This window comes from Cellulophaga sp. RHA_52, from assembly GCF_007827205.1.
Taxonomy (GTDB): domain Bacteria; phylum Bacteroidota; class Bacteroidia; order Flavobacteriales; family Flavobacteriaceae; genus Cellulophaga; species Cellulophaga lytica.
This window is the reverse complement of record NZ_VIRZ01000001.1, coordinates 2,737,998-2,762,543: the sequence shown is the minus strand read 5'-3', so window position 1 is coordinate 2,762,543 and position 24,546 is coordinate 2,737,998. Positions and strand designations below refer to the sequence as shown.

Sequence of the window (24,546 nt, the reverse complement as noted above, 5' to 3'; positions counted from 1 at the left end):
TAAACAATAGACTGTTTTATCCTATGACTTTATAATGTCATAAGGATAATTTGCTGTATTCGGTGTTTTCTTAACGCCAATGTCTAACTGTTTAATAATCAAATCATATGCTTAATAAAGCAATCAAATTTCTTATAGAGAATAAACTCGTTGCAGTTCTGCTACTTGCTCTTTTTGTTGGATGGGGAACTGTAAACGCACCTTTCAATTGGGATACTGGATTTTTACCAAGTAATCCTGTGGCTGTTGATGCCATCCCAGATATCGGAGAAAATCAACAAATTGTATTTACAAAGTGGGATGGTCGTTCGCCACAAGATATTGAAGACCAAATTACCTATCCATTAACCACATCCTTATTAGGTATTCCAGGAGTAAAAACCATTCGTAGTTCGTCTATGTTTGGGTTTTCAAGTATCTATATCATTTTCGAAGAAGATGTAGAATTCTATTGGAGTCGTAGTCGTATTCTAGAAAAACTAAACTCATTACCAAGTGGATTATTACCTGAAGGTGTTAATCCTGCTTTGGGTCCAGATGCAACAGGATTAGGACAAATATTCTGGTACACACTTGAAGGTCGTGATGAAAAAGGAAACGTGACTGGTGGTTGGGATTTACACGAATTGCGTAGCATTCAAGATTACTACGTAAAATATGCTTTATCTAGTGCAAGCGGTGTTTCTGAAGTTGCTTCTATTGGTGGTTATGTTCAAGAATATCAAGTAGATGTTAATCCAGAATTGATGCGTCAATATAGCATTAGCTTAAACCAGATTGTAAAAGCGGTTAAAAGTAGCAATCAAGATATTGGTGCGCAGACTTTAGAAATCAATCAAGCTGAATATTTAGTGCGTGGTTTGGGTTATGTGAAATCTGTTGAAGATATTGAAAATGCTGTAGTGACATCAGAAGATTTTACCTCAATTAAAATTAAAGACATAGGTAAAGTATCATTAGGTCCAGCAACACGAAGAGGTTTATTGGATAAGGAAGGTGCGGAAGTTGTTGGTGGTGTTGTAGTGGCAAGATATGGTGCTAATCCAATGGAGGTTATTAACAATGTAAAGGCGCAAATTGAGGAACTGAAAGGTGGATTACCTTCAAAAGTATTGGCAGATGGACGAACATCTCAATTAACAGTCGTTCCCTTCTATGACCGTACCGAGCTTATTGAAGAAACATTAGACACGCTTAATGAAGCATTGACACTAGAAATATTAATTACCATTTTGGTTATTATTGTGATGGTTTTCAATTTAAGAGCTTCTATTTTAATTTCTGGATTGTTGCCTGTTGCAGTCTTAATGGTTTTTGTTACGATGAAACTGTTTAACGTAGACGCCAATATTGTAGCACTTTCTGGTATTGCTATTGCTATTGGAACTATGGTAGATGTAGGCGTCATTCTCGCAGAAAATATGATTCGCCATCTCGATGATGACAAATTACGATTACGAGAAGACGGTACAGAGTTAACTACAAATGAAGTGGTTTATAATGCCACAGCCGAAGTTTCTGGAGCGATTTTAACTGCGGTATTAACCACAATTATCAGTTTTGTTCCTGTGTTTACAATGATTGGTGCAGAAGGAAAATTGTTTAGACCACTTGCATTTACCAAAACGATGGCGTTATCAGCATCTTTGGTTATTGCCTTATTTCTAATCCCGCCATTAGCAGCTTATTTATTCAGAAAAACATCACTTAAAAATTCTTTTAAGCATATTTTAAATGGTGCTTTAATAATTGCCGGAATCGCAATTATTGGTGTTGGATATTGGTTAGGGATAATTTTAATTGCTTTTGGTGTCACAGGTTTATTAGGAGTTTCGAGAAAACTCAACAAAAAGAATAGCAATCTTGTTAATATTATCATCTCATGTGCTGCTATTGTATTCTTACTTGCTGAATATTGGAGACCGCTAGGTTTTGACAGAAGTATCTTCATCAACTTAATTTTTGTCGCTATCATTTGCTTCGGAATTTTAGGAATATTTTCAATTTTCAGAAGGTATTATGGACAGATTTTAAACTGGGCTTTAGCCAACAAACTTTTGTTTTTAATGATACCAACTACCGTACTTATTTCTGGTATTTGGATAATGAACAATACTGGAAAAGAATTTATGCCATCTTTAAATGAAGGTTCATTTTTATTAATGCCAACCTCATTACCACATTCTGGTGTTGAAGAAAACAAAAGAGTGCTTCAACAATTAGATATGGCAGTAGCTACTATTCCAGAAATTGAAACCGTAGTTGGAAAAGCTGGTCGAACAGAATCAGCTTTAGACCCAGCACCTTTGTCGATGTATGAAAATATGATTCAGTACAAATCTGAATATATGCGAAATTCCGAAGGAAAAAGGCAACGTTATAAAGTTAATGAGGATGGTGCTTTTGAATTGAAAAATGGAACATTTATAGCTAACCCTAATAATTCCGAAAATGTTGTTTTTACAAAAGTTTTACATTCTCAACTTATCGAAGATAATGATGGAGAATACTACAGGAATTGGCGACCAGAAATACAATCACCAGAAGATATTTGGAATGAAATCGTTAAAGTTACCAAATTACCTGGCGTTACGTCTGCACCAAAATTACAGCCCATAGAAACCAGATTAGTTATGCTTCAAACAGGTATGCGAGCACCAATGGGAATAAAAGTAAAAGGACAAGATTTAAAACAAATCGAAGCGTTTGGTTTGCAATTAGAAAGTCTTTTAAAACAGGCAGAAGGTGTTAAGGTTGAAGCTGTTTTTGCAGATAGAATTGTTGGTAAACCGTATTTGCTCATTGATATTGATAGGGAAAAGATAGCACGTTATGGTGTGTCAATTGAAGATGTGCAAAACGTGCTAAAGTTTGCAATAGGTGGTATGGCTTTAACTCAAACGGTTGAAGGTAGAGAGCGTTATGCTGTTAGAGTACGTTATCCAAGAGAGTTGCGTGGTAATCCAAACGATATAAAAGGTATTTATATTCCTGTTGAAAAAGGAAGCCCTGTTCCATTAAGTGAGTTGGCGACTATTCAGTATGAACAAGGACCACAGGTAATTAAAAGTGAGGACACCTTTTTAGTTGGATACGTGTTGTTTGATAAATTAGATGGGTTTGCAGAAGTGGATGTTGTTGAAAATGCACAGGCATTGTTTCAGCAGAAAATAGATGCAGGAGAATTAACGGTTCCTAAAGGCATCAGTTATAAATTCACAGGAACTTACGAAAATCAGTTACGAGCAGAAAAAACATTGTCCGTTGTCGTTCCATTAGCACTTGCTATTATTTTCTTGATTCTGTATTTCCAGTTTAAATCTGTTACTACGTCACTAATGGTATTTACAGGAATAACGGTTGCATTTGCAGGTGGTTTTATAATGATATGGCTGTATGGTCAAGATTGGTTTTTTAATTTTAGTTTGTTTGGAGAAAATATGCGAGACCTTTTCAATATGAAAACCATCAATTTAAGTGTAGCGGTTTGGGTAGGTTTTATAGCATTATTTGGGATTGCAACAGATGATGGTGTCGTTATGGCAACATACCTCACGCAAACTTTTGAGCGAGAAAAACCTTCGGATAAAAAGAGCATTAGAACTTCCGCTTTACAAGCAGCCGAAAAACGTATTCGTCCGTGTTTAATGACTACGGTAACTACCATTTTGGCGCTGTTGCCAGTATTGACATCCACAGGAAAAGGAAGTGATATTATGATACCTATGGCAATTCCAATATTTGGAGGGATGGTTATAGACATTACCTCTTACTTTATTGTACCAGTATTATATAGCTGGAGAGAAGAGTTTAAATTGAAAAGAGCAAACAAATGAAAAGAATAATTTATACACTCATAGGTTTATTAACTTTTAGTGTCTCAAATGCACAAGAATTAGAAGTACTTATTAATGAAGCATTAAATAATAATCCTGTAATTCAAAAATTTGAATTACAGTATCGCATTGCTTCCGAAAAAGTGAATGAAGTCAATACCATTCCTAATACCGAATTTAGCGTGGGTTACTTCGTAAGCGAACCAGAAACCAGAACAGGAGCGCAACGTTTTAAAGTATCGGCAAAACAAATGTTACCGTGGTTTGGTACAATTGCTTCACGAGAAAATTATGTGAGTGCTTTGGCAGATGCTAAATACGAAGACATTGTTGTAGCTAAAAGAAAATTGATGGCTTCTGTAGCACAATCCTATTATTATCTTTACGCTAATAAAGCAAAACAAGAGGTTTTAAGCGAGAATATTAAACTATTGGAAACCTACGAAACGCTAGCATTAACCTCGGTTGAAGTTGGCAAAGCTTCAGCTGTAGATGTGTTACGATTGCAAATGCGTCAAAATGAAATGCAACAACTAAAAGATGTTTTAAGTCAACAGTTTTTAGCAGAACAAACTAATTTCAATAAGCTTTTGAACAGGAAAAATGATACTGCTGTTAGTGTGGTAGATGGTTTAATGATGCCTTCAGAAGACTTTGAAATCACTACTAAAAATTTAGCCTTACACCCTGAATTGTTAAAGTATGATAAACTATATCAATCCATAGAACAATCCGAATTACTAAACCAAAAAGAAAGCAGTCCTATGATTGGTTTTGGCTTGGATTATATCAATATTTCCGAAAGACCAGATATGAATTTCTCTGATAACGGTAAAGATATTGTAATGCCAATGGTTTCGGTGTCCATCCCAATATTCAATAAGAAATACAAATCTCAAACCAAGCAAAATAAGTTGCAACAACAGGAAATTACGGCTCAAAAACAAGAACGATTAAACACTTTGGAAACGCTTTTAAGTAAAGCAATTAATGAGCGTATTTCGACAAGAATAAGTTATGAGACTCAAACCAAGAACTTAAAACAAGCCAAAGATGCTGAAAACATTTTAATCAAAAGCTACGAAACAGGAACGATAGATTTTAATGATGTTTTGGATATTCAAGAACTACAATTAAAGTTTCAAATGAACCAAATAGAATCTGTGAAGACCTACTATGTTCAGAGTACTATAATTAATTATTTAATACAATAGTAATGAAACATACATATCACATACACGGAATGACGTGCAACGGTTGTCGTACTCACGTAGAAGAAACACTTTCTAAAGTGGAAGGTGTTTCAAAAGCAACAGTCAATTTAGAAAAGGCAGAAGCTACAATCGAAATGGAATTGCATATTCCTATAGAAACATTTCAAGAAGCCTTAAAAAATGATGGTGGATACAGTATTCATAAACAAGGTGAACATCATCACCATTTAGAAGATAAAACAGAAAAAACATCAAAAGGCAAAGGCACAGGTACATTTTATTGCCCAATGCATTGCGAAGGTGATAAAACCTACGATAAATCAGGCGATTGTCCTGTTTGCGGAATGGATTTGGTTGAAGAACAAAATCTATCGACAGCTTCAACAGAACAATGGACGTGTCCAATGCATCCAGAAATTGTAAAAGATGAAGCAGGTTCGTGTCCTATTTGCGGTATGGATTTAGTACCAATGCAACCAGATGTTTCAGCAGAAGAAAAGACCTATAAAAAATTATTGAAGAAGTTTTGGATAGCAACTGCATTCACATTACCAATATTCTTAATGGCTATGAGCGAAATGCTCAATAACAATCCATTGTACGATATAATGGAACAGAAATATTGGAATTGGATTCAGTTTGCATTATCTATTCCAGTTGTATTTTATGCGACTTGGATGTTCTTTGAGCGTGCTTATAGAAGTATAAAAACGTGGAATCTCAATATGTTCACACTTATTGGAATCGGTGCAGGTGTGGCTTGGTTATTTAGTGTGTTTGGGATGTTATTTCCAGATGTGTTTCCAGCACAGTTTAAAACTGAATCAGGTGCAGTACACGTCTATTTTGAAGCAGCAACGGTTATTCTAACCTTGGTGCTTTTAGGACAGTTGTTAGAAGCGCGAGCACACAGTAAAACCAATTCCGCAGTAAAAGAGTTACTAAAGTTAACACCTAATAAAGCCATAAAAATAATTGATGATGAAGAAATTGAAGTCAGTATAGATAAGATAGAATTAAATGATATTCTAAAAGTAAAACCAGGTGATAAAATTCCTGTAGATGGTGTAATAACAGAAGGAGAAACAACCATTGATGAATCTATGATAACAGGAGAACCTATTCCTGTAAATAAATCACAAGACGATAAAGTAAGTAGCGGAACCATTAATGGGAATCAATCATTCTTGATGAAAGCGGAAAAAGTAGGAAGTGATACCTTACTCTCACAAATCATACATATGGTTAATGATGCCAGTAGAAGTCGCGCACCTATTCAGAATTTAGCAGATAAGGTATCAGGTTATTTTGTGCCAGTTGTAGTTCTTATTTCTATTATCACATTTATGGTTTGGGCAATTTGGGGACCAGAACCTGTTTATGTATATGCGTTTGTGAATGCAATTGCAGTTTTAATCATTGCGTGTCCTTGTGCTTTAGGTTTAGCAACACCTATGTCTGTAATGGTTGGTGTGGGTAAAGGTGCTCAAAATGGTGTATTAATTAAAAATGCCGAAGCTCTCGAAAAAATGGATAAGGTAAATACACTTATAGTTGATAAAACAGGAACTATTACAGAAGGAAAACCAACGGTAGAAACAGTAGGTGCTTTTAGTGATACTTTAAACAAAAATGAACTACTTCAATACATTGTTTCATTAAATGCCAATAGTGAACATCCTTTGGCAGAAGCGACAGTTAAATATGGAAAGGAACATAACGCTGAAAGAATAAAATCTAAAAACTTTAGTGCTGTCACAGGAAAAGGTGTTGAAGCTATAATAAATGATAAAAAAGTGGCTTTAGGGAATCCTAAAATGATGGAATATGCCAAAGCAGATATTACTTCTACAATGAAAGACGAAGCTAAATCTTACCAAAAACAGGGTAAAACAGTTTCTTATTTATCATTAGATGAAACCGTTGTTGGGTATGTAGTTATAGGCGATATAATAAAAGAAACAAGTGCCAAAGCGATTAAAGTACTTCAAGATAAAGGTATTGATGTAATAATGCTAACAGGCGATAATCACGATACAGCACAAGCAGTAGCATCAGAGCTTAATCTTGCAGATTTTAAAGCCAGTATGTTACCAGAAGATAAACTCAAAGAAGTAGAGAAACTGCAAGAAAATGGAAAAGTGGTTGCTATGGCAGGTGATGGTATTAATGATGCACCAGCATTGGCAAAAAGTGATGTAGGTATTGCAATGGGAACAGGAACAGATGTAGCGATAGAAAGTGCAATGATAACCCTGGTAAAAGGTGATTTACACGGCATAGTAAAGGCTAAAAATTTAAGTCATTCCGTAATGAAGAACATAAAGCAAAATCTATTTTTTGCACTTATTTATAACACATTAGGATTACCTATTGCAGCAGGCGTATTATTCCCATTTTTTGGCATTTTATTGTCGCCAATGATAGCAGCATTAGCAATGAGTTTTAGTTCTGTTTCGGTAATAGCAAATGCTTTAAGATTAAGAAAAATTAAAATTTAACTATAAAATCAAACTAATTATGGAAAATTCAAAAGAACACACAAACAAAGGAAACTATAAAACATTTTTTTTAATGTTAGGGTTATCATTTATAGCTATGTATATAACAATGTACTTAAATACATATTCCATAGACCACGTATGGTTTAGCTTAACACGTTTCTATATGACGTGTTTGGGTATTTCAACAATGGCAGTCATAATGTGGTTTTTTATGCGAAAAATGTATAACGACAAAAAAAAGAATATAGCAATACTTGCAGGTAGTTTTATTCTCTTTGTAAGTGCATTAGGATTAGTAAGAACACAAGCACCAATTATTGGTGATGTCCTTTGGATGAAAGCAATGATACCGCACCATTCCATCGCAATATTAACAAGTGAAAGAGCGGATATAAAAGACCCAGAAGTTAAAAAATTAGCAGATGATATAATAAAAGCACAAAAGAAGGAAATAGAAGAAATGAAAGCAATGATAAAACGATTAGAAAATGAAAAATAATAAAATAGTGATATATATAGGCTTAGTTACTATAGGTCTATTGTTGGGGTGGTTACTTTTTAGTGGTTCATCAAACGAACAGACAGGACATAATCACGACGAGCTTGCAGAAACCAATCAAATGTGGACGTGTTCTATGCATCCACAAATTATGCAACCAGAACCAGGTGATTGTCCTATTTGTGGGATGGACTTAATTCCTGCCGAAAGTGGAAGTGATGGTCTGTTAGCAGACCAATTCAAGTTAACCGAAAATGCGATGGCTTTAGCCAATATTCAAACAACTGTTGTAGGTAAAGGAAATGTTGATGGCAACACCCTTAAATTATCTGGTAAAATTGCTGAAAATGAAGAGGCAAACGCAGTACAAGTCAGTTATTTTTCGGGTAGAATAGAACGTTTGAATGTTAGTTTTACAGGCGAAGAAGTTCGTAAAGGTCAATTATTAGCAACCATTTATTCGCCAGAATTGTATGCAGCACAGCAAGAGTTAATTACGGCATCATCTTTAAAGGAATCCCAACCTGAATTATATAAGGCAGTTCGTAATAAATTGAAGTTGTGGAAGCTTTCTGTAAGTCAAATCAATCAAATTGAAGAAACCCAAAAAGTAAAAGAAAACTTTCCAGTTTATGCAACAGTTTCAGGAACAGTTACCGAAAAATTAGTAGAACAAGGCGACTACATCAAACAAGGTCAACCATTGCTTAAAATTGCAAATCTCAATACGGTTTGGGCAAACTTTGATGTCTATGAAAATCAAATTGATTTATTTAAAAAGGGACAAGAAGTTTTAGTGACTACAAACGCTTATGCTAATAAGGAATTTAAAGGGAAAGTAGATTTCATTGAACCAATTTTAAATACTAAAACAAGAACAGTAACCTTACGTGTGGTGCTTAATAACAAAAACGATGTATTTAAACCAGGAATGTTTGTAACCGCAAATATTGAACGAGTTTCAAGTAGTAATGATGCGGTATTAACAATCCCTGCATCTGCTGTACTTTGGACAGGTAAACGTTCTGTGGTCTATTTAAAAACCAATCCAGACCAAACCATTTTTGAAATGCGTGAAGTTGTTTTAGGGAACCAAATTGGTAATGAATATGAAGTTTTAGAAGGTTTATTTATTGGAAATGAAATCGTGACTAACGGCACATTTACAGTAGATGCAGCAGCCCAATTACAAGGTAAAAAATCAATGATGAATAAGAATGGTGGCAAAGTAATGACAGGTCACGAAGGACATTTAGGTATGGATAATAAGGCATTAAAAGAAGAGAACGACCATACCAATATGAATGAACGTTTGGAAGTGTCAGAAAAATTTCAAGAACAATTAAAAGTTGTTTACAATGATTATATCAATTTAAAAGATGCTTTAGTCAATGAGGATTCTAAAACTGTAATGACAATATCAAATAGCTTATTGGATAATATATCCAAAGTATATATGAAGTTACTAAAAGATGAAGCACATACACATTGGGTGTCATTGGAAAAAGAAGTAAAAATTGCTGCGACATCTATTTCCAAAACATCAGATATAAAGGAGCAAAGAGTTCATTTCAAAGATCTATCATCACAATTAATAAATGCAGTACAACTGTTCGGTATTAATGAAAAAGTGTATGTGAAGTTTTGTCCGATGGCAGAAAACAACAATGGCGCTTATTGGTTGAGTAAAGAAGAAAAAGTAATCAATCCCTATTTTGGTAGCACCATGTTAACCTGCGGAGAAGTAAAACAAGTCATAGAATAATAATAAATCAAATAATAACAATTAAATTTTAAAAAAATGAATAAAGTAATTTTAAGTGTAGCTATAATAATGGCTATAGGATTAACAAGTTGCAAAAATGAAATTAAAAAGGAAGCTGAAACATCAACTACTGAAATGTCCAAAGAAATCGCAATGACAGATTTATCTTTTGGCGTAAGAGGCAATTGTGGTATGTGTAAAAACACCATTGAAAAAGCAGCCCATAGTGTTGTAGGTGTTACTGCTGCAAACTGGGATAAAGACAAAAAGAAGATTGATGTTTCTTTTGATGATACCAAAACAGATGCTATGACAATTCACAAAGCTATTGCAGCTTCAGGATATGATACCGAAAAAGTTGCAGGTAGTGAAGAAGCTTATGATGGTTTACCAGGTTGTTGTCAATACGACCACGAAATGATGATGAATCAATAAAATTTGAAATGTTTACAGGCTGTTTGAAAATGACAAAATCATTTTTATTGACAGCCTTTTTTTTAATAATTTTTATAAATTAAAAGTTCAATATCTCACAACTTAACTTCTTTAATATCCCTTTAGATTTCAACACTACATTTGTCCTGTAAAAATTGAAACTAATGATAAAACAAACGCTTACAATACTTATACTATTTATTTCTCTCCTTGTAAACGCACAAGAAACAATTACTATTACTGGTCAAATTATAGACCAAGAAACTCAAGAAACTTTGCCTTTTGTCAGTATTTCTGTAAATGATGAAGCTACTAATGCCATAGTTACAGGAACCATTAGCGATGATAATGGACGATTTGAAATCAAGGATTTAAAAACAGGAAAGTACATCATAAATATTACCTATTTGGGTTTTGAAACGATACAACGAAAAATTGCTTCAGGTGGATTAAACCCAATTTTCGATTTAGGTAAAATAGAACTAAAATCCTCTGCTGAAGCTTTAGATGAAGTAACCATTGAAGCAAAACGAGCGACTGTAAATTCAGCATTGGATAAAAAGTCTTTTAGTCTTACTGATAATGTGGCGCAGTCTGGTGGTTCTGTGGTGGATGCTATGAAAACAATGCCAGGTGTTGCTTTCGACCAAGAAGGAAAAGTGGTGTTGCGTGGTAGTGATAAAGTAGTGGTTTTAATAGACGGTAAACAATCGAGTCTTACAGGTTTTGGTAACCAAAAAGGATTAAGTAATATTCCGGCATCTAATATTGAACGTATTGAAATCATCAACAATCCATCCGCAAAATACGATGCTAACGGTTTTGCAGGTATTGTAAATATCATTTATAAAAAGGAAAAGCAAACAGGTTTAAATGGAGACGTGGGTTTGTCGTTCGGTTTGGGTGCGTTATCTAAACGAAAACAAGATACACCAACGGATTATGGTAGTTTTTCAGTTAACCCTAAACTGATTCCAAGTTTAAACCTTAATTACAGAACAGATAAACTTAACTATTTTCTACAATCCGAATTCATCATTCAAGAAGCTTTACCTAATAACGAGTTTACAACAAGAAATTACGATGATGGTCGTAATATCATTTCGCAAGTTCCTGAAAATAGAAGACAGTTTCGTTCCATAATTACAGGTGGCGTAGATTGGGAATTAAGTGAGAATGATGCCATTACATTTTCAGGAATGTTTGATAGGGAAAAGCATATTGATACCTCACAAGTTGTTTTTATCAATTTAGATAATAACGTTCGTAATCGTTTATACACTTGGAAAGAAGAAGAAATTACAAGCTTTATAAACGTCGCAGCTAATTATAAACATAATTTTCCGCAAGCAGGTCATTCGCTATCTGCAAATGCGCAATATACACGAGGTTTAGAAGATGAAAGTTATTTCTTGAACGATAGTTCTGCGGTTCGTGTTGGCAGAGATATGACCAATATTAGGGCTATTGAGCACACCACAAGCTTGTCAACAGATTATGCACGAGCCTTAAGTAGCGGTAAAATTGAAGCTGGAGCAAAAGTGAGATTCAGAAATTTACCTGTGGACTACACGATTAATCGAGGGAATGAATCTATTATTTATCCAGATTTAGGCAGTTTTTTAATATGGAAGGAAAATCTTTATGCCTTCTACGGAAACTATCTTTTGGAAAAGGAACTTTTTGATGTGGAAGCAGGATTGCGTGCAGAACAAACCGATGTGTCTTATGTACTAGACCCACAAAACGCCTATTATCCAAGTAATGATAAGTATGATTATTTTGAATTATTTCCAAGTCTACGATTTACGTATAAATTGAATGATAAAAACAAACTTTCGCTATTTTACAATCGTCGAGTGGATAGACCAGGCGAACCCGAATTGCGCATCTTTCCAAAATATGATGACCCAGAATTATTAAAAGTTGGAAACCCGTATTTACGTCCGCAGTTTACAAATAGCGTAGAAGCAGCACATCGCTATAATTGGGGTTCTGGTTCATTATTTTCAGCCATTTATCACAGACAAATTAAAGGTGCTTATCAACGCATTTTTAGTGTAGATAATAGCAATCCAGATTACGATATTGTTAACCGAATTTATCAAAATACAGGAGAAAGCACCAACACAGGTATCGAGTTATTATTCAGTCAAGACTTAACTGAAAACTGGAAATTAACAGCGAGTACTAATATTTACCGAAATAGTATTAATGCTTTTGAGGGTACATTGTTATTTCCATTTGTAAGACCATTTAGTATTGCCAAATCTTCAGATACAGCAGGAGATTTTAAAATTTCAAATTCTTTTACATTACCTTATGAAATTGAAGCACAAGTTACCGGACTTTATTATTCAAAACGAAATATTCCACAAGGCGAAGAGTTGGCACGTTCTTCAGTAGATTTAGGTTTAAAAAAATCCATTTGGGATAAAAAAGGAGAAATCACATTATCTGCAAGTGATTTATTCAACAACTTCGGATTAAGGCAACGTATCAAAGGAGAAGGTTTTACTGCACTTTACGAGAACTATTACGAAACCCAAATTGTAAGGTTGGGGATGAAGTATAAGTTTTAATATTGATAGAAGGCATCTTAAGCTTTTCTTTAAAATCAAATATTACTTTTATAATAGAAGACCTGTAAAAGAAAGTAAACATATATAATTAAGTAGGTTTTCTTTTTCTAACAGGCATAACTAAATTATGAGACTTATGGAAACTAAATTAAATAAGGTAGCAGAAATAACATCCTTATTTTGGTTGATGAAAATCGTGGCAACAACGTTAGGCGAAACATTGGGAGATTTTATTGCTCAAACTTTAAGCTTAGGATATTCTATTGGTATTTTAATTACGTTATTATTTTTTGTTATTGTGCTGTGCATTCAGTTATATTTAAAAAAATATGTACCATTATACTTTTGGCTTGTTATAATTGCTACTACAACATTAGGAACAGAGATTTCTGATTTTATGGATAGAAGCCTTGGTCTAGGTTATACTTATGGCAGTTTAGTATTAGCTATGGGGTTATTTGCTACACTTTCATTTTGGTACGTAGAATATAAAAATTTAGAAGTTTATCCTATTATAAATAAAAAAAAGGAATTGTTTTTTTGGACAGCAGTACTGTTCTCAAACAGTTTAGGTACAGCTTTTGGAGACTATTTAAGTGACGAAATTGGTTTAAGCTATTTAATTGGAGCGTTAGTTACTGCATCCATAATAGCATTAGTAATCTTGTTGCACTATTTTACAAGAGTGAATCAAATACTATTATTCTGGATTGCATTTGTATTTACACGTCCATTTGGTGCAACTTTTGGCGACTTTCTTACCAAACCGTTAAACAAAGGTGGTTTAGATTTAGGAACATTGCCAGCATCTATTGTTTCGGTAGTATTAATTGCCATATTTATTTATATCACTCATTTACAACATCAAAATAAATTATTAAAAGAAGGTCTTTAGATTTCCTTAAAATATTCTTTAGAATTAGATATTACTTTTAGATTATTATTAATTTAAAAAAAGATAAAAAATGAAAACATTAAAAGTAATATTAGGCATTTTTTTAGTAACAATATTATTTGCTTTTACTTCTAGAGGAGACAAAGCACCACAAAAAGTAAAAGACGCTTTTGCGAAGAAATTTCCAACAGCTAAAAAAGTGAAATGGGAAAAAGAAAACACTACCGAATGGGAAGCTGAGTTTAAAATGAATAAGGTTGAATATTCAGCAAACTTTCTAGAAGATGGCACGTGGAAAGAGACAGAGCATGAGATTGATGAAAACGATATTCCTCAAAATGTGAAGGCTGCATTAGCTTCATCATTTCCAGGATATGAAATGGAAGAGGCAGAAATCTCAGAAACCCAAAACGGAACAGTCTATGAATTTGAAATTGAAAAGGACGAAACTGAAATTGAAGTAGCCATAGACGCAAACGGTAAAGTGGTAAAGCAAGAAGTTAAAAATTGATTAAAAGAGAAAGGGATACTTCAGATATAAAATGAAATATCCCTTTTATATCAAAAGGTTTTTTTAAAATATACTCCATAGTGATTTTTATCTATTTTTGGATATAAGTTAATTCCTTTTACTTTTTTAAAGGGGTTCCATTTAATTATAGGATCAAATAAATATACTAATTCCGTTACCAATATTCCAATACCCGCACTAACTATTACATCACTAAACCAATGTGAATTGTTTGCAATTCTTAATCCTCCTGTGGCTGTCGCAAGAGCATAGCCACTATATGCCAAATAAGGAGATGAATCTTTAAATTCTTGATATAGAACCCCTGCATTTGTAAAGGCAAAGGATGTGTGTCCTGACGGAAATGATTGCAAGTCTTCTTCGCCTTTTGGCCTAGCTTTCATTGTCCAGTTTTTTAACCTGAATGTTATGAAGTCGGAAATTATGATTGAGATAGTCAAATTCTTTGATTGATCAAACCAGTGATTTTTAGATTTTATTCCAAAAGCATCTGCAGCATACATTTCTAAGATAGGAGCATACCTTAAATAATCATCAACATTGGTTTTAAAATTGTTACCAACTAAATCCCTAGTATTTTTTTGAAAATCTTTTTCTAATTCACTTCCACTAACAAGACTTCCGGTTATAATTAAAGAAATAGGAAGAATATTTTTTTAAAAAAAATTATTCTTCTGATTAGAAGTAATTATTATCGAATCCTTTTGAGCATAGATACAAATAGTATTGAAACTAAAAATAAAAATAATTAATAAGGCTGTAGATTTCATAATGTAATTTTTTTTAGTTTAAATCTAAACCAGAAATCTAAAGAAACTTTAAAGCAAATTCTCTTTAAAATTTCTTTAGATTCTCTATCTACTTTTAAAAAATATAATTCTATTATAATCTTATTTCAAAGAGTTGATTGATATTCATTTTATTGTAAATCCCATAGCAGGTTCTGGTAATAATATTTTTACTACAGAGTATCTGCAATCATATTTTAATGCGGAATTATATATTGTAAAAATTAAAGTATCAGAATATAAAGGGCATCCTTTAATTTTAGCGCAAAAGTCTATATCGCAAAGAGCTAATATAATTGTTGCGTGTGGAGGTGATGGTACAATAAATGAAGTAGCTACTAAATTGGTAGGGACCAATATCATCTTTGGTATTGTTCCTTTAGGCTCAGGTAATGGTTTAGCTTCAAATTTAAAAATACCATTTTCTATAAAAAATGCTCTGTTAAAAATTAAAATTAAAAACGTCGAGAAAATTGATATTGGCCTAATTAATAGTAAACCATTTTTTAGTAATATGGGAATAGGTTTTGATGCTGAAGTTATTAAAGATTATGAAAAATTTGAAAGAAGAAATTTTTATAGTTATTTAATATCTAGTATAAAAACATTAAGAAGATTTAAAAAGAATACAAAAAAAGTAATTTTATTAGATAAAGGTAAAAAACTAATAAATCCGTTTATGGTTTTTATTTCTAATACAAATCAAATGGGATATGGTATTAGCTTAACTCCTAAAGCTTTATTAAACGACGGAAAGCTAGATGTTGTAGTTATTCCAGAAATATCTAAAAGAAAAATTATTTTATTAGGATTATTAATGTTGCTAAAAAAACCACACCTCTTTAAGCCTTTAGAATATTATCAGTCTAATTCTTTAGTTGTTAGAAACTTAAGTAAAAAACCCTTAGACAGTCAAATTGATGGTGAGTATACTAAGCAAATGAATGATATGTTAAATATTGAAATATTAGAACAGTCATTATCTGTCATTGTGTAGAAATTAAATCCTCCTTTTACAATAAACTAGCTTAAGATTATCTTTAGAATTGAACAATACTTTTAACACTTAAATAATTTAATTGTTGAGTATGGAGGTGTTTAATAAATTTTTATCTAAAGTTAAATTTACAAAACCTATTGTAACTTTTTTTTTAATTGGATTAGCTATTACAACTTTAAGTAGAGTTTTTATTCTAATCTTTTTCTGGGAGAGAGTTTCAAGCTCAGAAAACTTTTGGATGTTATTTCCAATTGGAATTAGAATGGATGTTATATTATTAAGTTATATCTCTATTTTACCTACATTTTTAATTGTCTTTTTACCTAACGTAGCTTTAAAATTTATAAAACCATTTTTCAGGTATTTTTTAGGTATAATGTTAGTTCTGTTCCTATTTATGGAAATAGTTACACCTACATTTTTATTACAGTATGATACTCGACCAAATAGACTTTTTATAGAATATTTAATATACCCTAAAGAGGTGTCTAATATGTTATTAAAAGGTTTTGGTTTACAGATATTACTTTGTGTTTCATTACTTGTTTTAGGTTCTATATTTATATTTAAAAAAAGTAAAAACTGGTTTTCCTTAGATTTTAGTACTCAGTATAAATGGAAAATTTTTCTTTTTCCTTTACTAGCTTTTTTATTATTCTGGGGAGCTAGATCGTCATTAACATCTTTAAGACCAATAAACCCTAGCAGCGCTATTTTTTCGCCAGATCAATTTACCAATAGTCTTGCAATGAGTTCTTTATATACTGTTTCATTTGCTGTTTACTCTTTAAGAGATGAAGTAAATAGTAATAAGATGTATGGAAGAATGGATGAGAAAGAAGCCATAGAAAGAGTCCAGAAATATATGACAACAAATGGGGCTTCTAGTTTTACTAACAAGGATATTCCTTTATTACATCAGCAAATTAGTATTCATAAAACTGATAAACCATATAATTTGGTGATTTTTCTACAAGAAAGTTTGGGAGCAGAGTATGTTGGTTATATGGGAGGTTTGCCATTAACTCCAAATTTAGATAAACTTTCAAAAGAAGGTTTAGCTTTTACTAATTTGTATAGTACTGGAACAAGAAGTGTGAGAGGTATAGAGGCAGTTGTATCTGGTTTTTTACCAACTCCTAGTAGAAGTGTTGTTAAGTTAGGTAAGTCACAACAAGGTTTTTTCACTTTGGCAGATGTGCTTGGTAAAAAAGGATATGAAACTAGTTTTATATATGGGGGGCTTGCTAATTTTGATAATATGGCAAGTTTTTTTAATGGTAATGGATTTAAGAATATTGTAGACGAGAACGATTTTGATAAAAATGAGTATGCTTTTAAGGGGGTATGGGGAGTCTCTGATGAAGACCTCGTAAAAAAAGCAAATTCTCTATATAAATCTTACGGAGATAAACCATTCTTTTCATTAATGTTTTCATCTTCAAATCACGAGCCATTTGAGTTTCCTGATGATAGAATTGAATTGTTTGATAAAAAGAAAAATACTGTAAATAACGCTATTAAATATGCAGATTATGCGATAGGTAAATTTTTTGAAGCTGCTAAAAAGGAAGCTTATTATAATAATACTGTTTTTATCGTGATTGCTGATCATAACACAAGAACTTACGGTAAAAACTTAATACCCGTAAATAAGTTTCATATTCCTGCATTAATTATAGCTCCAGGAATAGAAGGAGGAGTTAATTATGATAAACTATGTAGTCAAATAGACATTCCTCCAACCTTATTAGATCTTACAGGGTTAACTGTTGAAACCCCAATGCCAGGTAGAAATATTTTTGAATTGGATTCACTTACTCCTGGTAGAGCAATGATGCAATTTTATACTACAAATGCATTTAGGGTAGGTAATGATTTAGTTGTTCTACAGCCTAATAAACCAGCAGTTCAGTTTCAATTATTAAATGACACCGTTTTTATAGAAAAACCATTAGATAAGGAGTTAGCAAAAGATGCTCTAGGTCATATAGTTTCTGCTTCTAATATGTATAAAAATGGTACGTATAAAATTGAATAATCAAATATAAATCAAGAAATTTTATTAAAATGAAATTACTATTAAGTACAGTTTTAATCATACTACTTTTATCTTCTCAACTCGTTAGCTCTCAAAAATCAGATATCGAGAAGGCGGGTGATATAGGTTTATTACTGGTTCCAGTATCAGCTTTGTCTTTAACACTATTAAAAGAAGATAAAAAAGGAGCTTGGCAATTTACAAAAGGGTTTATTTTAAATAAAGCTCTAACATACAGTTTAAAAGTAAGTATTAAAAAACCTAGACCAGATAATAGTAACACTAAAGCTTTTCCATCAGGACATACCTCTACAACATTTCAAGGAGCATCTTTTATTCATATGCGATATGGTTTTAAATATAGCATATTACCATACGCAATAGCTGGATTTACTGCATTTAGTAGAATAGATGCTAATAAACATGATGGTTGGGATATACTAGCTGGTGCAGTAGTTGGGATCGGCAGTACATATTTATTTACAACACCATATCAAAAAAAACACTTAGAGCTTGTGTACAATAGTTATGAAGGGTCTCATTTATTAGGGTTAAAATATAAATTTTAAAAATAATAGTTTTGAGTAATATAGTAGATAAAACTAAGGAATATTGTCTAAAAATAATAAGAGAAAGTAATTGTAAATACTTAGCTTTTCATAATGAAGAACACACGCTGGATGTATTAAGGAATGTAAGAATAATAGGGGAGTACGAGAAAATTTCTGAACGAGATATGGAAATTTTAAAAATAGCTGCACTATTCCATGATACAGGTTTTTCTTTAGATTATAGTTGTCACGAAGAATCTAGCGTTATTTTAGCTAATAATTTTTTAAAACAGAATAATTACAAAAGTGATAAGTTACAAACTGTTATAAGCTTAATATTGGCTACAAAAATGCCGCAAAATCCAATGTGCGAAATAGAAAAGATTCTGTGTGACTCAGATTTATTTCATTTAGCGAGTGATAACTTCATCGTTAAAAATAAATTACTAAGAACAGAATGGGAAAATCAAATTAATTTAAAATTTGAAGACCTAGATTGGTTAAATTTAAACATAGAATTTCTACAAAATCATAAATACAAGTCAAATTTTGGCTGTATTAAATTGGAAAAAGATAAATTAAAGAACATCGTTTTATTGGAGAAAGAAATTAAGTCAAAGTACTCTAATTGATTAAGTATTTTTATAAATTTTATTTTTGTGAAAAATTTTCAGCTGTTATTAATTTATAGATCTCAATTTTCACTAGTTTTTCACAATAATTCTCACACATTATTTTTATAACCCATTGTGATTTAGGTAACTTGATATTTATATAAGCTTTATGATTGTCACTTTTAAATTATCGGGTTTTCCATTTTAATTTAACGGTAACAAAATGCGCTATTTCGTTAATTGTTATAAATTGCCTTATAATTTATATTATGTAAAATAGAATTATTTAGACTCTTACTCTTCTCTATAAATTAATGTAAATTTTTAGTTGGTAAGCTTTAGGTTATCAATAATGTGTTTACCTACATTTTGGCCTTGTACAACACCATTATCAATTGCAGCTCTGTAATGTATACCACCATACAAACGGCTTATAGCAGCTTCATTAGCAGCAGCATTAAAAGACGTAAATTTTCTGCTTGGCAAACCAAAAGGCAATTCGGTGTCATCTGTAAAGCTAAAATTATCACCAAACAAATGTGTTAATATAGTTGCAGATGCTCCAGAAACTACAGAATGCCCGCTCGTATATTCCGGAAAAGGCGGCGTTTGTAATAATGGTGTCCATTCTTTATCTATAGTATTGTTAATTAGTGTTTCGGGTCTAATTAAATTGCTACGGTATTTCTCATCCCAACAACTAATAAAGGCATCAAAAATACCAATAGATGTTATGGTATTTGCGTGTACAGCAGCTGTAAAGTCTAGCTTTTGCTGTTTACACGCTATTTTTGTTATTCCCATCCAATGTGCACCTGGAGTAATTTTTTTTGTAGCAATCATTAAATGGCCTTTGCTTGTAGATACATACGGGTTGCAATCCCAAAACCTTGCAATTGCTACTTCCTCTGTGGTATCTCCGTTTTTCCTAATCTTGTTCGTAACTGTGTATACTTCTTGCAATTCTTTATAAAACGCACTGTTGGGTTCCATAGAAAACTCAGGATGCCTTTTTGGTTTAAACTGTGCTGCAGAATCTAGTACCATTGTTCTTATTTTGTTCCAATGTGGCTCTATACCGTCCATATAAGCTGGTGGCGTTGGTTGCCACCTGCTAGGATTATCTGTAGTAACTTCATACCCTGCAAAAGATCTTGTTTCTTTATAATTATCTTTGTGTAACCAGTCTTTTATACGGTTAGCAACTTTTAAACCGTATGCTTTAGATGCTGTAAACTCTGTTGCGTTGGTCTTTTTCCAACTAGTAAAAAGGCTATCTGCGTACGTAGTTACAATGTTGTCTTTAAAAATAAGTTCTTTACTAACATCTATATATGCAACAAGTGCAGCAACTTTTAAATTAACATCTTTTGGTGCTTCTGGAATAGATTCTAGACTTTTTATTTTAGTAGATAAAGAGCTGTATTTTTTGTTGTTTTGTGCCATAATTTCATACGCAGCAACATTAGGATACATATATATTCTGCTTGCCACAGGAGGCGAAAATATATCATGAATCATAGTTTCTGTAATTTTATCTACAGCGTTAAAATACGCATCTACAGGCACTTCAATTGCTGCATTTTCCTTTTTGCAAGATACTACTGTACATAGGCAAAGCAAGATAAAAAAAGTGTACTTGCTATATATATTACTTTTTATTTGATGCATTTTATACGTTTTAGTTGATGTAAAAACTTTTAGCTATAGTATTGTTTTGTGTGGCTATAATAAGACTACTATTTGTGGCTGTTTTTGCTTCAATAATATGATTGGATTGTTCTGGAACATAAAAACCAGATTCACTATTGTTTACCACATTAAATCCTGTTTTACTTCCTTTTAGGTAGATACCTTTTATGGCTCTTGTAAACCCGTATACAGTTTCAGAAGTAGTGTTGTTGCCAACCAAAAGAGCATCTAAAAATCCATCTTTATCTATGTCTTTAATAAGAATATCATTTATTGGTGCAAGCTGACAAATATTAGGTAGTTTATTAATTATAAAGGTGTTATTGCCCAAGTTTTCTATATAAACGCTTGCAAATGTAGTTGCTTTTAAGGTTTCTTCTTTTAGGTTTTTTATTTCTAATAATTCTGTAAAAGAAGGATTTGAAAATGCTGCATAGCTACTATACTTTTGCTTTAATACCACCAATTGTTTTACAATATCATCTCTTGTTTGTACTGGTAACAAAACGTTATTTTTATCTAAATCTGTAAAATACTGAGCAATTATTGGATCTATACTACCATTTTTATCAAAATCTTGCTTGTATACATACACTGGTTTGTTCTCTTCTGGACAAACAAAACTATTTTCTCCTTGGTTTCCAGCAATAAAATCTATATCACCATCATTGTCAAAATCACCTGCTTTTATCGTATTCCACCAACCCGAAACTTCTGTAGTCTTATTTCCTGTATTTACCCAGTTAGGAGTAATCTTTTTTAAAGTGCCATTGTTGTTTATAAAAATTGAAATAGACATCCACTCGCCTACTACAATCAAATCTTGCCAACCGTCATTATTAACGTCTTGCCAGGTTGCATCTGTAACCATTCCTATTGTGGTTAGTTCATCGTTTTTAACAGTACTAAAAACGCCTGCATTGTTTTGTAATAAGCTACTATTTGGCGCAGTTGGGTAGCTTCCTTTTACCAATCTGCTACCAACAAAAACATCTATATCTCCGTCTTTATCATAATCATTAGCCGCAATGCAAGAACCTATATTTTGTAGCTTTGGTAAGTTATTATTCGTCAATGTAAATTGTCCAATACCATTATTAATATAAATTCTGTCTTGTAAAACATTAGAGTTGCTATCAAACTCTGCTCCACCACTAGCCACAAAAAGGTCTAAATCCTTATCATTATCAATATCTATAAATACAGCGTCTGCATCTTCATATATACTATCTAACTTTTGTGTAATTTGATAAATGCCATCTTTATTTTGAGTCCATATAGTAGACGGCTGGCCTTTACTACCACCAATAAAAAGCTCATCTCCCAAGGCTTTATTAATATTTGCTGCCGCTATACACGGTCCTAGTTTAGAGTACTGACTCATTAACAAATGTTGAGAAACGTAATCATGACCACTATTTTCTTGGTGTTTAAATGGTAAAATTGATGTGTTATTTTTTAATAAGGCTAATTCTAAAGCAGATGTATTATTAGTTACTTTAGCATATTTAATACCTACCTCTAAAACAGTGTTTATTTTAGGATTATATACCTTTGTTATTTGTTTATTTGGCCATATTATATGTAAAGAGTCTACAATAGTATCTTTTATTCCAAAATGAATAATAGGTTCTACAGAGGACAAATACCCGCGTGTAAGAGATTGATATTGTGTTTGCATATTGCCATTAGACCATAATTTAATTTTTGTTCCAATAGCTTTACTATTTTTTTTGTTTCCTTTTAATTTTAATCTTAAAAAATTGGACTCAGTAGTTAGATCTGTTGTATTGTTTTGTAAAATAAAAGCCTTTTGGCTAATGTTATTTACAACAATATCTAAGTCGCCATCATTATCTAAATCTGCAAAAGCTGCGCCATTACTAAAAGATTTTTCTGTACTCCCCCATTGTTTACTAACGTCTTTAAATTTTAAATTATTGGTGTTTTCATAAAAATAATTAGGAATAAAAACACCAGGAGCTTTAGAAATAAGTGCAGACAACTGTTTGTTTTTAGCTGTTTCTGATCCAAAAATTGTGCTTTGCTTAGAGTAGTTTATAAAATCTAAATCTGTAATATCCTTTACATATCCATTAGTAATATAAATGTCTTTATCGCCATCATTATCAAAATCTACCATCATAGGAGACCAGCTCCAATCTGTAGCTGCTACGCCAGAAAATTTAGCTGTTTCACTAGCTTGTACAACAGCATTGTTTAACAATCCATTATGTATTTGCAACGTATTACGCATAAATTGTGAACTATAATTGTTGCGTTGTGCAGTTAAAAATTTATCATAATTATGTGGACCTAACATACTTTTTTGCCGCTTGTAGCTTTTAGGTAACATATCTACAACCATAATATCTGGGTAGCCAGAGTTAGTTACGTCTGCAACATCTACTCCCATACCATTAAAGCTTTGTACACTTAACAATTCTTTATTAAATTCTGCAAACCCTTTGTGCTTATGAGTAACAGTATCTACACCATTATTTATATACACTAAATCTTCAGTTAAAAAATCATTAGATACATAAATATCTGGTAAATCATCATTATTAAAGTCCTGTACAGCTACACCCAAAGAAAATCCTTTGTGTTTAATCCCTAAACTGTCTGATACATTTGTAAAAACAGGATGTTTTATACCCTCTACGCTATCATTACGCAATAAATAATCTGCTAGCTCTTTGGTATAATAATGTTTAGGAACAGGTGAATTTTGAGAAAAACGAGAGCTCCCATTGTGAATAATAAATACATCTAAGTCTCCATCTAAATCATAATCAAAAAATACGGCTTGCTGACTATTGTTAGGGTCGTTTAATTGGTAAGCAGCAGCTTCTTCTGTAAATGTTGGTATTCCGTTTTTAGTTAACCCATTATTAATAAAAAGTAAATTGTTGCAATTGCCACTGCAATTTGGTCCGCCTACACTTAAATAAATATCATCCCAACCATCTGCATTAATATCTATAACAGTAACGCCTGTTACCCATGAAGTTGTAGTAAAATTTGCAGCTTGGGATATATCTTTAAAAGTTAACCCTCCATTATTTAAATATATTTTGGAAGATACTTGGTTACCTGTAAAAACTACATCTTGTAAACCATCGTTGTTAAAGTCACCAATACCAACTCCTCCTCCATTATATATGTACTGAAACGTAACAATGTTTAAACTGTCATTACCCGTAATAGTATTGTTAAACTCAACATTAGTAGCAGATGTTTGCAGTAAAGTAAACCTATTGTTGCTAGTAGATTTATTACATGAGGTAGTAAGTAATACCACTGCACAAATTAGTAATATGTGTTTCAAAATGGTTAGTTTTTTATAAAAGGCAAGTTATAAAAAAAGTTTTAGAAGAAATTTTAAAATAATGACACATTTTTTTTGCTTTTAAAAACAACTATTTGTGCAACCATAAGCCCAAACTACCAGTAAAATATGGGAGTTAAAACAACTAACTTTTAATTGGAATTTTTAACACAAAAAAAGTGAAATTATTTGTCATTTTAAGGACCTAAACAACATCCAAGAATTATAGCTAAAACGTAAATAAGGTTTAACCTTAAACAAAACACA

At 32.2% G+C, this 24,546-nt stretch carries 16 protein-coding genes; 13 read left to right on the top strand and 3 right to left on the bottom strand.

The genetic code is table 11. The features are described 5' to 3' along the window. Nucleotides 1-107: 107 nt before the first annotated feature. From JM80_RS12235 to JM80_RS12195, 9 genes are all read left to right on the top strand, one after another. Nucleotides 108-3,836, top strand: a complete 3,729-nt coding sequence (locus JM80_RS12235; RefSeq protein WP_034643566.1) for an efflux RND transporter permease subunit — start codon at nucleotides 108-110, stop codon at nucleotides 3,834-3,836. Further along, nucleotides 3,833-5,050: a TolC family protein gene (locus JM80_RS12230; RefSeq protein WP_034643563.1), complete on the top strand. Its 1,218-nt coding sequence runs from the start codon at nucleotides 3,833-3,835 to the stop codon at nucleotides 5,048-5,050. The genes JM80_RS12235 and JM80_RS12230 overlap by 4 nt, the downstream gene beginning before the upstream one ends. A gap of 2 nt (nucleotides 5,051-5,052) precedes the next feature. Beyond that, nucleotides 5,053-7,551 (top strand): heavy metal translocating P-type ATPase, encoded by a 2,499-nt coding sequence (locus JM80_RS12225; RefSeq protein ID WP_034643561.1) that lies wholly within the window; start codon nucleotides 5,053-5,055, stop codon nucleotides 7,549-7,551. Nucleotides 7,552-7,570: 19 nt separating this feature from the next. Further along, nucleotides 7,571-8,053 carry a DUF305 domain-containing protein gene (locus JM80_RS12220; RefSeq protein WP_034643558.1) on the top strand — a complete coding sequence of 161 codons (483 nt, stop codon included), beginning with the start codon at nucleotides 7,571-7,573 and terminating at the stop codon, nucleotides 8,051-8,053. After that, a complete protein-coding gene (locus tag JM80_RS12215; protein ID WP_034643556.1) occupies nucleotides 8,043-9,818 on the top strand; it encodes an efflux RND transporter periplasmic adaptor subunit in 1,776 nt (591 codons plus the stop codon). Before JM80_RS12220 ends, JM80_RS12215 begins: the two co-directional genes overlap by 11 nt. 36 nt (nucleotides 9,819-9,854) lie before the next feature. Then, a complete protein-coding gene (locus JM80_RS12210) occupies nucleotides 9,855-10,253 on the top strand; it encodes a heavy-metal-associated domain-containing protein (protein WP_034643553.1) in 399 nt (132 codons plus the stop codon). A 164-nt stretch (nucleotides 10,254-10,417) separates the two neighbouring features. Beyond that, on the top strand, nucleotides 10,418-12,835 hold the full coding sequence (locus JM80_RS12205; protein WP_034643549.1) for a TonB-dependent receptor domain-containing protein: 2,418 nt from the start codon (nucleotides 10,418-10,420) through the stop codon (nucleotides 12,833-12,835). 136 nt (nucleotides 12,836-12,971) lie between these two features. Beyond that, nucleotides 12,972-13,730, top strand: a complete 759-nt coding sequence (locus JM80_RS12200) for a membrane protein (protein ID WP_034643545.1) — start codon at nucleotides 12,972-12,974, stop codon at nucleotides 13,728-13,730. A gap of 70 nt (nucleotides 13,731-13,800) precedes the next feature. Further along, nucleotides 13,801-14,241 carry a PepSY domain-containing protein gene (locus tag JM80_RS12195; protein ID WP_034643541.1) on the top strand — a complete coding sequence of 147 codons (441 nt, stop codon included), beginning with the start codon at nucleotides 13,801-13,803 and terminating at the stop codon, nucleotides 14,239-14,241. A gap of 50 nt (nucleotides 14,242-14,291) precedes the next feature. Here the strand turns inward: JM80_RS12195 and JM80_RS12190 are convergent, their stop codons facing one another. After that, nucleotides 14,292-14,645, bottom strand: coding sequence for a phosphatase PAP2 family protein (locus JM80_RS12190; protein ID WP_161633450.1), 354 nt, complete (start codon nucleotides 14,643-14,645; stop codon nucleotides 14,292-14,294). A 520-nt stretch (nucleotides 14,646-15,165) separates the two neighbouring features. Here JM80_RS12190 and JM80_RS12185 point away from each other — a divergent pair. From JM80_RS12185 to JM80_RS12170, 4 genes are all read left to right on the top strand, one after another. Further along, nucleotides 15,166-16,047 carry a diacylglycerol kinase family protein gene (locus tag JM80_RS12185; protein WP_034643537.1) on the top strand — a complete coding sequence of 294 codons (882 nt, stop codon included), beginning with the start codon at nucleotides 15,166-15,168 and terminating at the stop codon, nucleotides 16,045-16,047. A gap of 241 nt (nucleotides 16,048-16,288) precedes the next feature. After that, the gene (locus JM80_RS12180; RefSeq protein ID WP_232228765.1) at nucleotides 16,289-18,091 is read left to right on the top strand and encodes an LTA synthase family protein; all 1,803 of its coding nucleotides are present in this window, start codon (nucleotides 16,289-16,291) and stop codon (nucleotides 18,089-18,091) included. 29 nt (nucleotides 18,092-18,120) lie between these two features. After that, nucleotides 18,121-18,660 carry a phosphatase PAP2 family protein gene (locus tag JM80_RS12175; RefSeq protein WP_034643529.1) on the top strand — a complete coding sequence of 180 codons (540 nt, stop codon included), beginning with the start codon at nucleotides 18,121-18,123 and terminating at the stop codon, nucleotides 18,658-18,660. An 11-nt stretch (nucleotides 18,661-18,671) separates the two neighbouring features. After that, on the top strand, nucleotides 18,672-19,274 hold the full coding sequence (locus tag JM80_RS12170) for an HD domain-containing protein (protein ID WP_034643527.1): 603 nt from the start codon (nucleotides 18,672-18,674) through the stop codon (nucleotides 19,272-19,274). Between the two features lie 306 nt (nucleotides 19,275-19,580). On the opposite strand, the gene JM80_RS12165 is transcribed toward JM80_RS12170, so the two are convergent. Both JM80_RS12165 and JM80_RS12160 read right to left on the bottom strand, forming a co-directional pair. Further along, nucleotides 19,581-20,927: a vanadium-dependent haloperoxidase gene (locus tag JM80_RS12165; RefSeq protein ID WP_144710333.1), complete on the bottom strand. Its 1,347-nt coding sequence runs from the start codon at nucleotides 20,925-20,927 to the stop codon at nucleotides 19,581-19,583. A gap of 10 nt (nucleotides 20,928-20,937) precedes the next feature. Beyond that, nucleotides 20,938-24,279 carry a VCBS repeat-containing protein gene (locus JM80_RS12160; protein ID WP_144710331.1) on the bottom strand — a complete coding sequence of 1,114 codons (3,342 nt, stop codon included), beginning with the start codon at nucleotides 24,277-24,279 and terminating at the stop codon, nucleotides 20,938-20,940. Between the last annotated feature and the right edge of the window lie 267 nt (nucleotides 24,280-24,546).